This window comes from Ornithinicoccus hortensis (assembly GCF_006716185.1).
Taxonomy (GTDB): Bacteria; Actinomycetota; Actinomycetes; order Actinomycetales; family Dermatophilaceae; genus Ornithinicoccus; species Ornithinicoccus hortensis.
Window position 1 is genome coordinate 1,608,581 of the sequence record NZ_VFOP01000001.1, and the last position, 12,722, is coordinate 1,621,302.

A 12,722-nucleotide genomic window follows, 5' to 3' on the forward strand; every position below is an offset into this window, starting at 1 on the left:
CGCCCAGCGTAGGGGACGGCGGGGGTGCCGGGGCACCCCGTGGTCGGTCGGGACGCTAGAAGATGCTGAAGCTGGCGAACGCGCGGTCCAGCGCCTCCAGGTCCTGCTCGGTCGCCACGTAGGTCACCATCACCGCCGTGTAGGTCTGGTCGTGGTCGGAGGCGAGCAGCGTCACGACGAGACCGTCGGTGTCCTGGCAGTCGCTCCAGATCTGGTAGAGGCCCCGGTACATCGCATCGGAGAACTCCTCGGTGACCTGCTCGGCGCACACGTCCTCGTACGTGTAGTGGCTCAGGATGTCCCGCTCATGACCCTGGTAGGGCCGCAGGTAGAAGACGAGCCCGGGGTGGGTCCAACCGGCGCGGAAGGCCGCCATGTCGTCGGAGGCCCCGATGAAGGGCCACCCCTCCGGGGAGTTGTCCGAGGAGGTCTCGCGGTCGTTCCAGCGGACCGGGACATCGACCTGGATCGACCCAGTGTCGTCCACGACAGTCTCGTAGACGCCCTCCTCGTCCGGGGGGGCCGGGGTGTCCTCGCCCCCGCCGCCGGCGACCTCGTCCCCGACCTCCTCCGCCAGGGACAGGATCGGCTCCAGCTCGAGGTCGCCGTTGATCTCCCCGCGCAGCACCTGGGCGGTGTCCCAGCGCAGCACCTCCACGCTCAGCGTGTTGTGGCCGCTGGTCCGCACGACGTCGCAGTACTCGGCGTAGGTGCCCTGCTGGGCCATCGGCATCCCGTTCAGGGTGAGCACGATGTCCCCCGGCAGGAGGCCGGCCCGGGCGGCGGGAGAGCCGGCCTTCACCCCGGCCACCCAGATGCCGCTGATCGCCAGCTGGTCGTCGAAGACCGGCCAGCCGTTGATGCCCAGCGACTCGACGTCCCCGTCCCCCAGGGACTCGACCATCGGCTGGGCGAGGTCGGCGGCGATCGCCCAGAACTGGTTCGAGGCACCCTCGCGCAGCGCCCCTCCGGCGAAGTTCACCGCCACGACCTCGCCGTCCACCGAGATGAGGGGGCCGCCGGAGTTGCCCGGCTGGATCGTGGCGTCGTGCTCGATCGTGTGCGCGATCGAGGAGGACCCGGTGATGTCGCCGTTGGCCTTGGCCTTGGAAACGATCCCCTTGGTCAGCGTGTACTCCGGGTCGCCGAGCGGGAAGCCCGCGGCGTAGACGTCCAGCCCCGGCACCACCTCGTCGTCCGACCACCGCAGGTAGGGCACGGCACCGTCGACGTCGACCCTGATCAGGGCCAGGTCGCTGCACTCCGAGGCGCCGAGCACCGTGGCGTTGTAGCTGGTGCTGGTGTCCCCGCCGATGTAGACCTCGAGGGTGCCCGCCCCGGTCACGACGTGGTTGTTGGTGACCGCCAGCCCGTCCTCGCTGATCAGGAACCCGCTGCCGGACCCGGCCGTGGTGGTCAGCCCGACCTCGGGGTCGCGCAGGGTGCCGGAGGCGATGATCTGGATGACCGCCGGCTGCGCCTCGTCGAAGCGGGCGATCCCGCCCCCGTCGTCCGGTCCCTCGGTGCGGTCGGCGTCGTCCCCGTCGGGCCCGGCGGTGGAGTCGGTCCCGTCCCCGATGGTCTGCACCTGCGTCCCCCCACCCGATCCGAGCTGCGGCGTGGCGGTCTCGGGTGCGCCTCCCGCGCAGGCCCCGAGCGCCAGGGCGATCGGCAGGGTGAGGGCGGGGGCGAGGCGCCTGGTGCGGTTCACGGTGCTCATCTCCTGTGGCGGTACCGGCCGGTGCCCAGTGACCCCGGCGTCCTGACTGCGGGTGTGACGCAGCCCACGTCACGGTCGTTCCCGCACATTCTGTCTTCCGGTCGGGGACCCGGCCCAGCGTCCCGACCGATCCCGAACACCGCGCCCGCGTGGCGCCGACCGCCGGGCAGCCGTATGCCGACCGCCAGACAGGGGTATGCCGTGTGCCCGACTCGGGCACACGGCATACGCACCGGCGGTGGGAGGGTGGGTCAGCCGACCGTGTTGAAGGTCCGCAGCGCCTGGTCCAGCGCATCGACGTCGGCGTCCGTCACCAACTGGGCCATCAGCGCCGCCGCTCCGGAGCCGTCCACGTGGTTGGCCGTCAGCGAGACCAGCATGGCGTCGCCGCCCCCGCAGGCGCTGTAGATCCGGTAGGACCCCATGAACACGCCGTCGTCGTAGGGGGCGGACTCCTCCAGGGTGCAGTACTGCTCGTAGCCGAACTCGTCCAGGAAGCCCTCGATGTCCTCGATCGGGTCGGTCATGGTGAACACCAGCCCTGGCTCGTCCCAGCGCTGCTGGAACCGGTCGAGGTCGGCGGCCGCGGCGATGAACGGCCAGGACATGCCGTCCTCGTCGGTCTGCGGGAGGGTGTTGTGGTCCGCCCACGCGGTCGGGACGTTGACGGTGATCTGGTTGAAGTCGTCCACCACCGGCTCGTAGCTGTAGGTGACCTCGCCGTCGTCGCCGGAATCCGCGAGGTCGTCGCCGATCTGGTCGGCGAAGGAGATCACCGGGGTGAGTGCGACCTGGTCCTCGATCGGGTTGTTCAACTCCCCGCGGAGCACCTCCTGGCTGTCCCAGCGGAGCACCTCGATCGCCATCGGGCTGCCGTCGCCGGCCGTCCGGAGCACGTCGCAGTAGTCCCGCATGGTGCCGTCGGTGCCCATCGGCAGGCCGTTCAGGGTGGTGATGATGTCGCCGGGCAGGACCTGGGACTTGGCGGCGGTGGAGCCCGGCTTGACGCCGGAGACCCAGATCCCGCTGATCCCCAGGGCCTCGTCGAACACGGGGGCACCGTTGATGCCCAGGGACTCGAAGTCGCCCTCGCGCATCTTCTCCACGACCGGGGCGGCCAGGTCGTGGGCGATGCCGAAGTGCTGGTGGTCGGTGGTCTCCCGCGCCCGGCCACCGGCGTAGTGGACGCCGGCCACCTGGCCGTCGACGGTGAGCAACGGGCCGCCCGAGTTGCCCGGGTGGGTCTTCGCGTCGTGCTCGATGGTGTGGTCGATGGAGGACAGGCCGGTCAGGTCGCCGCCCGCCTTGGCCTTGGCCACGATGCCGCGGGTCAGGGTGTACTCCGGGTCGCCGAGCGGGAAGCCGGCGGCGTAGATCTCCAGCCCGGTGGCGATGGGCTCGTCGGACCACTCCAGGTAGGGCAGCGGCGCGGACTCGCTGATGTCGATCAGGGCCAGGTCGTTGCACTCGGAGGCGCCGACGACGCGGGCGTTGTAGCTACGGGTGGTGTCCCCGCCGATGTAGACCTCGAGGGTCGCGGCGCCGGTGACCACGTGGTTGTTGGTGACGGCCAGACCGTCGGGGCTGATCACGAAACCGCTGCCGGAGCCGGCGGTGGTCCGCATCCCGACCTCGGGGTCGCGCAACGAGCCCTGCGCCACGATCTGGATCACGGCCGGCTGCGCCTGGTCGAAGCTGCTGATCGCTCCGCCGGAGCCCGCGTCCGCCACGTCCTCCACGTCGGCCGGCTCGGCCGTCACCACGGCATTGTCGGCCGCCGCCACCGTCGGCGTGTCGGCGGTCGGGGTCGAGACGGAGGGGGCGTCACCGCCGGCGCAGCCGGCGGCGAGCAGGGCCACCGGGAGGGCCAGGGAAAGCGTGGTCAGCGGACGACGGTGGGAAGCGGGGGTGAGCAACGAGGCACGGGGCTCGGCGGTGGGGCGCATGGGGTCGACTCCTGTCGGGGAAGGCCGCGCGGGGAGCGCGGTGGGGATCCATCGACCGGTGATGAGTGCGCGGGCGTCCTCCTGATACGCCGGAGCCCTGGAGTCGTGACAGGTCGTGCTGAGACGGAGCGGAAAAGCGGTCAGGGGACGACGATGACCGGCGTGGGGGACTGCCGCACGATCTTGGTCGCGGCGTGCCCCAGGAAGAGTCGGGTCACCGGGCTGCTCACCGAGGAACCGACCACCAGGACCTCGTCGGCGATCCAGTCGACCCGGCGGAAGGCCGAGGTCCAGTCGCGCCCCGCCGCTACGAGTTGCTCCACCGTCTCCGGGTCGACCCCCGTCAGCCCCTCGACCGCGTGTGCCTGGGCGGCACCCACCTGCTCGACCCAGCGGTCGGCCACCATCTCCTCGGCGCCGCTGACCCCGGCGGTGTGCATCGACCTGCCCTGGACGGCGAAAGTCACCACCCGCATCGGCACGCCCATGTCGCTGCACAGGTGGGCCGTCTGCCGGAGCACTCGGCGGGAGGCGTCGTCCCCGCGGAACGCGCAGGTCACCCGGCTGACCCGGCTGTCGGGGTCGGCCCGGTACCCGCGGGTCCCGACGGCGACGGGGACCTCGGCGGTGTGCAGCAACCAGTCCGCGGTGGTGCTGACCACGACCTGGCCCCACGGGCCGTTGTTGCCCGAGCCGAGGGCGATCAGCGAGGCCTTCGCCTCCCGGGCCCGGCTCCACAGGGTGGAGGGGACCGACCGGCCGGTGACCCAGGTGGCCTCCGTGTCCAGGTCGGGGCAGTGCTGGGCCAGCAACTGTTCCGCCTCGGCGACAGCAGCCTCTCCCCGCTCCCGCGACCAGCTGGCGAACTCCTTGTCCGCGCCCCCGGGCAGCGGAGTCGGCCAGGGCGCCGGCACCACGCTGACCACGAGCAGGTCGTCGCCCCGGGAGCGGGCGAGGGTCGCACCCAGTTCGATCGCGGAGGAGTCGTCCTTGTGGGGGGCGAAGCCGACCAGGATCGTCATCGGTCAGTCCTCCACCGTCTCGAGGGGCGCCGCGTCGCTGTCCGGATCCAGCCGGGAGTGGTGCCGGCCCCACAGCAGGTAGAACGCGAGCACGAGCACCAGCCAGATCAGGAAGACCGACCAGGTGATCAGCGAGAGGTTGGTCAGCATGTAGACGCAGACCACCACGGTCAGGATCGGCACCACCGGGTAGCCGGGCACCTTGAACGGACGCTCCAGGTCAGGCTCCCTGCGGCGCAGGACGATCACCGAGATCGCGACGACCGAGAAGGCGGTCAGCGTGCCGATGGAGACCGTGTCCCAGAGGTAGCCGGCGGGGACGAAACCGGCGATGAGGGCCACGACGGTGCCGGCCACGATCGTGTTGAAGGTGGGCGTCATGGTCCGCGGGTTCACGTGCGCGAACTTCTCCGGGAGCATCCGGTCCCGGCCCATCGCGAACAGGATGCGGGTCTGGCCGTAGAGGGTGACCAGGGTGACCGAGAAGATGGAGATCACCGCGCCGGCCGCCAGGATCGTGCCCGGAATGGAGGACCCGGTGATGTTGGTCAGGATCACCGAGAGCCCGGCACTCTGCTGCTCGGGATCCTCGAAGCGCTCCACCTCCTGCGCCCCGACCCCGGCCAGGGCCACCAGCAGATAGACCGCGACGACGACGAAGAGGGCGCCGATGATGGCCCGGGGGAGCGCCTTCTGCGGGTCCCGCACCTCCTCGCCGGCGGTCGAGACCGCATCCAACCCGATGAAGGAGAAGAAGATCGTAGCGGCCGCCGCGCCGATGCCGGCGAAGCCCGCGTCCCAGAAGCCCGCGAAGTGGTCCGACTTGAACGCGGTCAACCCGATCACGACGAACAGCATCAGCACGCCGATCTTGACGACCACCATGATGGCGTTGACCCGCGCCGACTCGCTCGCCCCGCGGATCAGCAGCAACGTGCACAGGAAGACGAGGACGACGGCCGGCAGGTTGATCAGGCCGGAGGGGTCGCCCTCGAACGGGACGGGTGAGTAGGACAGCGAGTCCGGCAGGCTGACCCCGATGGTGTTGTCCAGCAGGTTGTTGAAGTACCCGCTCCAGCCGACCGCCACCGCCCCGGCCGCCACGCCATACTCCAAGATCACACAGGCCGCGATCACCATGGCCATGAGCTCGCCAAGCGTGTGGTAGGTGTACGAATAGGTCGAGCCGCTCACCGGGATCGTGCTCGCCATCTCGGCGTAGCAGATCGCGGACAGGCCGGCCGCGAGACCGGCGACCAGGAACGAGATCACCACCGCCGGGCCGGCATCCGGCACGGCCTCCTGCAGGACGAAGAAGATCCCGGTGCCGACGGTCGCGCCGACGCCGAACATCATCAGCGAGAAGGTGCCGAAACTGGGCTCCAGGTGTTCGTCCGCCGATCCCGTGCGGGCAGCGCCGATCGGCTTGCGTCGAGTGAACTGCGTGCCGAGACTCATTCTGGACATGGTGGTCCTTCCCGGCCCCCCGAGGGACCCGCGTGCAGCGAACCTCCGCAACATAGACCGTCCCACCGCCGAGCGCTAGACCCCTGGCGACGCGTTCTGGCGGCCGTTGACCGTACCCTGACGGCGATGACCACCGACACAGCGATGACGGACCGGGCGCGGCAGGCGCTGCGCGCACTGGTAGGACGGACCGACGCGGACTTCCGCGAAGGCCAGCTCGAGGCAGTGCAGGCACTGGTCGAACGGCGCGAGCGGGTCCTGGTGGTGCAACGCACCGGGTGGGGCAAGTCGGCCGTGTACTTCGTGGCCACCGCGATGCGGCGCGCCGAGGGTGCCGGGCCGACGGTGATCGTCTCCCCGTTGCTGGCCCTGATGCGCGACCAGATCGAGGCCGCCTCTCGGGCCGGGATCCACGCGGTCTCGATGAACTCGGCCAACGCCGAGGAGTGGGGCAGGGTCCGGGAGGACCTCGCCGCGGACCGGGTGGACGTGCTGCTGGTCAGCCCGGAGCGGCTGAACAACCCCCGGTTCCGGGAGGAGCAGCTGCCGGAACTGGCCGCGCGCTGCGGCCTGCTGGTGGTCGACGAGGCGCACTGCATCAGCGACTGGGGGCACGACTTCCGCCCCGACTACCGGCGGATCCGCACCCTGCTGGCGGGGTTGCCCGCCGACACCCCGGTGCTGGCGACGACCGCGACCGCGAACGAGCGGGTCGTGCACGACGTGGTGGAGCAGCTGTCGGTCGGCGCGGACGGGTCGGCCCGGTCGGTGACCACGATCAGGGGACCGTTGGCACGTGCCTCGTTGCGTCTGGGCGTGCTCACCCTGGAGACACCGGAGCGCCGCATCGCCTGGCTCGCGGCCTACCTCGGGTCGCTGCCGGGTAGCGGCATCGTGTACGCCCTCACGGTGTCGGCGGCGGAGGACCTGGCGGCCACCCTGCAACGGGCCGGTCACGAGGTCCGGGCCTACACCGGCCGCACCGACCCGGCCGACCGGTTGGAGCTGGAGCGGGCGCTGCGGGACAACGAGGTGAAGGCGCTGGTGGCCACGAGCGCGCTCGGAATGGGCTTCGACAAACCCGACCTGGGCTTCGTCGTGCACCTCGGGGCACCGTCCTCCCCGGTGGCCTACTACCAGCAGGTGGGACGCGCCGGTCGCGCCACCGAGCGTGCCGACGTGCTGCTGCTGCCCGGTGTGGAGGACCGCAACATCTGGGCCTACTTCGCCTCCGCCTCGATGCCCCGTCAGGAGCAGGCCGACGCGGTGCTGACCGCGCTCGCGGGAGCCCCGAAACCGATGTCGACCGCCGCCCTGGAGACCCAGGTCGACGTGCGCCGCACCCGGCTGGAGCTGCTGCTGAAGGTGCTCGACGTCGAGGGAGCCGTGCAGCGGGTGTCCGGCGGCTGGACCGGCACCGGTGAGCCGTGGACCTATGACGCGGAGCGCTACGACCGGGTCGCCGAGGCGCGGGAGCGGGAGCAGCAGCTCATGCTCGACTACCTGGCGACGGCCGACTGCCGGATGGCCTTCCTGCAGTCGACGCTCGACGACGCGACGGCCGCACCGTGCGGCCGGTGCGACAACTGCACCGAGCCGTGGTTCCCGACCGAGATCCCCCGCGAGGCCGTGGACCTGGCGCTCGGGCAGATCTCCCGGGTGGGTGTGGACCTCGACGCTCGCGCCCAGTGGCCGACCGGGATGGATCGTCTCGGCGTCCCGGTGAAGGGCCGTATCCCGGCGGGCGAGGGGCTCACGACCGGCCGGGTGCTCGCCCGCCTGTCGGACCTGGGGTGGGGCCAACGGATCCGGTCCCTGCTGGCCGAGGACCAGCCGGTGCCGGACCAGGTCGTCACCGGCGTCGTGCAGGTGCTCGCCGAGTGGGACTGGGTGACCCGGCCCGTCGCCGTGGTCGGTATGCCGTCCCGCACCCACCCCCAGCTGGTCACCTCGCTCGCCGAGCGGATCAGCGAGTTGGGTCGCCTGCCGTTGCTCGGATCCCTCGACCTGGTGCACGGCGGACCGACCGGCGAAGCGGGGGGCAACTCGGCCTTCCGGCTGGCCGGTGTGTGGGACCGCTTCGCGGTCGGCCCCGAACTGGCGCAGGCCCTGGCCACCACCCGCGGCCCGGTGCTGCTGGTCGACGACCTGGTGGACTCCCGCTGGACGATGACCGTCGCTGGCCGCGCCCTGCGCCTCGCCGGTGCCGACGAGGTCCTCCCCTTCGCCCTCGCCCAGGCCGGCTGACTTCCACTCCCACTCCCACTCCCACTCCCACCCGCACCCCACCCCACCCTCCCTTTGCGACCGGACGCCTGACCTGGCGGTCTCCACCCGCGACCGGACGTCCGACCTGGCGGCGGATCCACCCCACAGGACGCGTGACCTGGCGGCTCAACCGTGCTTGGACGGGCGTGCGGGACGCCCCAGGGCCTGAGATCGACGCTCGCCCACGGCGGGTTCGCCCGTTGATGCGCTCGGTCAGTGGATGGGGCCGTCAGGTCACGCGTTCGGTGGGGGGTGGAGGCAGCCAGATCAGACATTCGGTGGGGGGTGGAGGCCGCCAGACGACGCGCTCGGTCGAGGAAGGGGGCGGGGTCGAGGAAGGGGGGATAGTACCGCCGGCTGAGATGTACGTGGCGCCGGGGGGAGTCGCGGCGGATACTGGCACGGTGGACACCGTAGCGACGTCGGAGTTCCGCGCCACGAGGCTGGCGGTGCCGGGCGTCGCGACGACGGTTGGCTACCGGTCCACCGGGCTGCCGCAGGGCACCCACTTGGGGCTGCCCTCGCCATACCTGACCTTCATCTTCTCCCTCGAGGGGCCGGTCGAGACCACGTTCGACCCGGACCGGGGTGCGGACGACCGGCAGGCCACGACGATCCTGCTCAGCGGGCTGCACACCAGCCCGGCGTTCGTGGTCCAGCCGGAGCGTCAGTCCGGCATCCAGCTGGCGATCAACCCGCTGGCCTCGCGTGCGCTCTTCGGGGTACCGGCGGGGGAACTGCCGCTCGTCGGGGAGGGGGAGGACGTGCTGGGGTCGGCGGCGGAGCGGCTGCGGCAGCGGCTGATGCAGGAGCTCCCCTGGGAACAGGGTTTCGCCGAGGTGGGTCGCTACCTGCGGCGCCGGCTGGAGGACTCCCGCACGCCGCCTCCCCGCGCCGAACTCGTGGCCGGCTGGACCTGGATCGCCCGGCACCGGGGGAGCGGGTCCATGGAGGGCCTGTCCCGTCACGTCCACCTCGGTCCGCGACAACTGAGCACGCTGTTCGACCGGGAGTTCGGCGTCTCGCCGAAGCGGCTGAGCCGGCTGATGCGGTTCCACAACGCCAAGCGCCGGGTCGTGGCGACCACCCACGGCTCGGGCGAGTCGGTGGCCGACATCGCCGCCGACTGCGGGTATGCCGACCACTCCCACCTGGTCCGGGAGTTCCGGGAGTTCACTTCGCTGAGCCCCACCGGGTGGCTGGAGCACGAACGCCGAAACGTCCAAGCCGAGACGTACCCCTACCCCGAAGACTGAGGGCATGGACACCACATCAGACTCCACGACCCCCGAGCCCCAGGCAGTCGCAGGCGGCGCGCCCCCGCCGCCCACGGTCTGGCCGACGCTGCGCTACCGGGACGCACCGGCGATGATCACGTTCCTGACCGACGTCCTCGGCTTCACCCGCACAGCGGTGTATGCCGACGGTGACGTCGTCGAGCACGCCCAGCTCGGGTGGCCGGAGGGCGGCGGCGTGATGCTCGGGTCGGTGCGTGACGGCTCCGACTGGGAGCAACCGCCGGGCGGGGCCGGCTGCTATGTGGTCACCCGCCACGTGGACGAGATCTTCCGGCGGGCGCGGGCCGCGGGTGCGGACATCCGGATGGAGCTGCAGGAGGAGGACTACGGCAACCGGAGCTTCGTGGTGGCGGATCCGGAGGGCAACCTCTGGAGCTTCGGCCACTACGCGGGGGAGCCGGACAACTCCGGTTCCTGAGTGTCCGTCCCCGCCGGACCACGACCGTCCCCGGCCTTCTCCTCCCCGGCCTTATCCGCTCGGTCCTTCCTCGCTCCGTCCTTGTCGACACCGGCCGGGGTGCGCGTCCGGGACCTCGCCCTCTTCCTCGCGTCAGGGGCCAGCGACCTCTCCAGCTCCCCGGCGGAGGGGACCCATCCGGAGGCCGCCAGGTCTAGGGCTTCACGCAGGATCGTGGCGGCTGAGGCTGGGGCATCGTCGTCGGGGAAGGAGAAGTACAGGCTGTGGGCGAAGCCTGGGACCAGCCGGTTGCGCCATGGGCGCGCCTCGATGCCCCGCGGTCCGTTCCCGGTCACCATGACGTCCTTGATGCCGGTGCCGTAGAGGGGGGCCAGCGGGCCGCCGAACCAGTCGCCGAAGAAGCCGAGCCGGGCGGGGTAGTAGAGATTGGTCCACCGGACGACGGCGAACGGCGCACCCTCGTGCAGCACGCGGCGGCTGCCCCTGGCCCAGGTAAAGAAGCGACGGGTCCCGTGGATCCGGTTGCCTTCCTCGAGTTCGTTCTGCGGGGGACAGGTGGGCTGCTCCCCGCGCAGCACCCGTTCCCGGAAGGCGAGCTTGCCCTTGGCCCTGATCAGCCGGTCGGCGAAGTACATCGGAGACCCGGCGGTGATCAGGTCGGTGATCCGCCAGGGGTTGCCCTGCTCGCGCAGCCCGATCCAGGCCGCACGCTGGGCGTCACGGAACGCCTCCAGTGCCCCGTCCTCCAGGACCGGGAGCACGCCGGGCCGGTAACCCTGGTCAGGTAGAGCCGAGGCGGCCTCCTCGAGGTCTGCCAGGCCACGGAACTGCTCCGGGGCGCGGGCCCCCGCGTTCTTGGCGTTGCCCTGGGCCCAGAGGTAGCTGATCGCGTCGTAGGCGAGGTAGCTGCCGAGGCTGTGCGCGACGACGATGATCCGGTCGTATCGGGGGCCGTCCCGCAGTCGTGCATCGTGCAGTCGCTGCAGCAACTCGACCAGGCCCTGTCGGATCTCCCGGCGCACGGCATACGACCGGGGCGAGGTGTCCAGGTAGCGGACCACGTCCACGAAGCTCGTGGTCAGCCACCCCGGGAGCACCTTGCCGACGACGAACGTCACGACGGCGGCGATGGCGCCACCGGAGAGGACCGTCCCGAGCAGACGGGTCACCAGGTCGCCCTCCCCGCCTCCGGCCAGCACCGAGGACCAGGGCCCCCACACCAGCGCCCACAGGGAGGCCAGGGCCGCGGCCCACAGCAGCAGCCACGCCCAGACCAGCCCGTACGGCACGCGGGTGATCGGGAGGACGAGGATCCGGCGGACGGTGTCCGTCAGGTCGGCCAGCCGGTTGCCCTGCATCAGGTGCGACCAGTGGTACTCGAAGAACTCGGTGTGGGCGTTCACCTCCACCTCCCCGTCGCGGCCGGTGACGGAGCGGGCGGGTGCCAGGAACCGGCGGGACTCGTACGACCCGGTCACCGACTCGGGGCGGGAGTAGTAGGTCCGGGTGCTCCCGGTCCCGGGAGCCGGGTCCAGCGCGTTGTCGATGAAGCCGATGACGGTGCTCAGGGGGCGTTGCTCGCCCATGCCGTGGATGACGACGACGGCCTGTCGGATGTATTCGCTCACCGTGCCTCCTCGTGCCGGGCCGACCTGGGCCGACCGGGGTGAGACCGCACCGTATGGAGCGCGTCGGCCCGGTCGCTGATACGGGACCCGGCCGGGGACCCTCGACAGCCGGCGTGCAGCGCAGGATCATGGAGGGACCGGTCGCGCACCGGTGCCCGACCGGAGCACCAGGAGGCGGTGATGGTCGCGGTCCTCAGTTACCTGGCCCTGTGCCTGCTCCCGGCTGCCGTGACGGCCGTCCTCATCCGTCTGGTCAGTTGGTTCGTGGGTCACGAGCGACCTGCCGCGACCACCGCGCCGGATCCGGTGCCGACCGCGCGCAGCCTGGAGGCACTGGTGGCCACGTTGCGCCGGCTGGAGACCGACTACGCGGCCGTGGAGGCCTCCCGTCTCCCGGCGCGCGCGCACCGGCTGCAGGCGATCAGCCTGGCCTACGACGACACCCTCAGGGAGTGCTGTCTGGCGCTGGAGATCCCGCCGCCGGAGAACCCGCCGCTGCCTCCGGTCGAGCGGATGCGGACCGAGGCGGAGCTCTCGCTGCGTGGCCTGACCTGGTGAGAGGGGCCACGCCGGACGTCACAGCCGCACGGTGGCCAGGTGGTAGCTCATCGTCTTGCCGTGCCCGTCGAGCACCGGGGACCCGGTGACCCCGCCACCCAGCACCCCGGGCAGGGTGAACACCATGGCGTGCAGCTGCGGCAGCACGTTCCGGGACACCGGCCCGGTCAGCAGGGGTGCGTAGGCAGCGGTCACGACCTCCTCGGTCAGCCGCTCGACCAGCGTCCGGTGGGCCGGCCCGCCCCGGGCGATGACGGCCAGGATCAGCGTGTCGCCCTTGTCACCGGCACGCTGCGCACCACCCGGCGGGTCGCGCTGACCGCCGACGGCGCCGCCGTCGTGGCCGTGGCCCGTTCCGTGGTCGCGGACGTCGAGGCCGGCCTCGCCCACGTCGAGG

General features: G+C 71.5%; 10 protein-coding genes. 4 read left to right on the forward strand and 6 right to left on the reverse strand.

The window, feature by feature from the left end; genetic code table 11:
- Positions 1–55: 55 nt before the first annotated feature.
- From FB467_RS07505 to FB467_RS07520, 4 genes are all read right to left on the reverse strand, one after another.
- On the reverse strand, positions 56–1,720 hold the full coding sequence (locus FB467_RS07505) for a S1C family serine protease (RefSeq protein ID WP_141784547.1): 1,665 nt from the start codon (positions 1,718–1,720) through the stop codon (positions 56–58).
- A 251-nt stretch (positions 1,721–1,971) separates the two neighbouring features.
- On the reverse strand, positions 1,972–3,666 hold the full coding sequence (locus tag FB467_RS07510) for a S1C family serine protease (RefSeq protein WP_141784548.1): 1,695 nt from the start codon (positions 3,664–3,666) through the stop codon (positions 1,972–1,974).
- A gap of 140 nt (positions 3,667–3,806) precedes the next feature.
- The gene (locus FB467_RS07515) at positions 3,807–4,688 is read right to left on the reverse strand and encodes a universal stress protein (RefSeq protein ID WP_141784549.1); all 882 of its coding nucleotides are present in this window, start codon (positions 4,686–4,688) and stop codon (positions 3,807–3,809) included.
- 3 nt (positions 4,689–4,691) lie between these two features.
- Positions 4,692–6,155, reverse strand: a complete 1,464-nt coding sequence (locus tag FB467_RS07520) for an APC family permease (RefSeq protein ID WP_141784550.1) — start codon at positions 6,153–6,155, stop codon at positions 4,692–4,694.
- Between the two features lie 126 nt (positions 6,156–6,281).
- Between FB467_RS07520 and FB467_RS07525 the strand changes: the two genes are divergently transcribed.
- The 3 genes from FB467_RS07525 (at position 6,282) to FB467_RS07535 (ending at position 10,139) form a co-directional block, all read left to right on the forward strand.
- Positions 6,282–8,402: a RecQ family ATP-dependent DNA helicase gene (locus tag FB467_RS07525; protein ID WP_141784551.1), complete on the forward strand. Its 2,121-nt coding sequence runs from the start codon at positions 6,282–6,284 to the stop codon at positions 8,400–8,402.
- 425 nt (positions 8,403–8,827) lie between these two features.
- Positions 8,828–9,679: an AraC family transcriptional regulator gene (locus FB467_RS07530; protein ID WP_211350571.1), complete on the forward strand. Its 852-nt coding sequence runs from the start codon at positions 8,828–8,830 to the stop codon at positions 9,677–9,679.
- Positions 9,680–9,683: 4 nt separating this feature from the next.
- The gene (locus tag FB467_RS07535; RefSeq protein ID WP_141784553.1) at positions 9,684–10,139 is read left to right on the forward strand and encodes a VOC family protein; all 456 of its coding nucleotides are present in this window, start codon (positions 9,684–9,686) and stop codon (positions 10,137–10,139) included.
- Here FB467_RS07535 and FB467_RS07540 read toward each other — a convergent pair.
- Positions 10,106–11,767 carry a hypothetical protein gene (locus tag FB467_RS07540; RefSeq protein ID WP_141784554.1) on the reverse strand — a complete coding sequence of 554 codons (1,662 nt, stop codon included), beginning with the start codon at positions 11,765–11,767 and terminating at the stop codon, positions 10,106–10,108. The two genes, FB467_RS07535 and FB467_RS07540, sit on opposite strands and share 34 nt — an antisense overlap.
- Before the next feature lie 180 nt (positions 11,768–11,947).
- Here FB467_RS07540 and FB467_RS07545 point away from each other — a divergent pair, with 180 nt between their 5' ends.
- The gene (locus tag FB467_RS07545; protein ID WP_141784555.1) at positions 11,948–12,325 is read left to right on the forward strand and encodes a hypothetical protein; all 378 of its coding nucleotides are present in this window, start codon (positions 11,948–11,950) and stop codon (positions 12,323–12,325) included.
- A gap of 18 nt (positions 12,326–12,343) precedes the next feature.
- On the opposite strand, the gene FB467_RS07550 is transcribed toward FB467_RS07545, so the two are convergent.
- Positions 12,344–12,715 carry an AtuA-related protein gene (locus FB467_RS07550; protein ID WP_228393335.1) on the reverse strand — a complete coding sequence of 124 codons (372 nt, stop codon included), beginning with the start codon at positions 12,713–12,715 and terminating at the stop codon, positions 12,344–12,346.
- Positions 12,716–12,722 lie beyond the last annotated feature (7 nt).